Source organism: Ruegeria sp. BG9, assembly GCF_056538305.1.
Genome location: NZ_JBQFSY010000042.1, coordinates 1 through 506, shown reverse-complemented (window position 1 = coordinate 506; position 506 = coordinate 1). Strand labels below are relative to the sequence as shown.

Sequence of the window (506 nt, the reverse complement as noted above, 5' to 3'; positions counted from 1 at the left end):
AGGTTTCGGTCTCCGTATGCGTTGTCGACGCGGTTGACGGGGGACCAGTATTTGTCGACGCCCATGGAGCCCGGCGGGAAGCAGGCCTGTTCGCGGGTGTAGGGGCGGTCCCAGTCGCCGACCAGATCGCGCACCGTGTGGGGGGCGTTTTTCAGCGGGTTATTCTCCGCGTCGATCTTGCCATCGATGATGTCCTGCGCCTCGGCCCGGATCGAGAGCATGGCGTCGCAGAAGCGGTCCAGCTCGTCCTTGGGTTCGGACTCGGTGGGCTCCACCATCAGGGTGCCCGCCACCGGCCAGGACATGGTCGGGGCGTGGAAGCCGGAATCGACCAGACGTTTGGCGACGTCATCCACGGTCACATGCGCTGCCTCGTCCAGCGGACGGGTGTCGAGGATGCATTCATGCGCCACACGACCGGTCTCGGAGGTGTAGAGGATCGGATAGGCATCCTGCAGACGCGCCGCGATGTAGTTGGCGTTCAGGATCGCCACTTTGGTCGCCTG

At 64.6% G+C, this 506-nt stretch carries 1 pseudogene; it reads right to left on the bottom strand.

The features are described from left to right. Positions 1-506: pseudogene (locus ACR0I8_RS22150) on the bottom strand (glycine dehydrogenase (aminomethyl-transferring)); the annotation flags it as partial.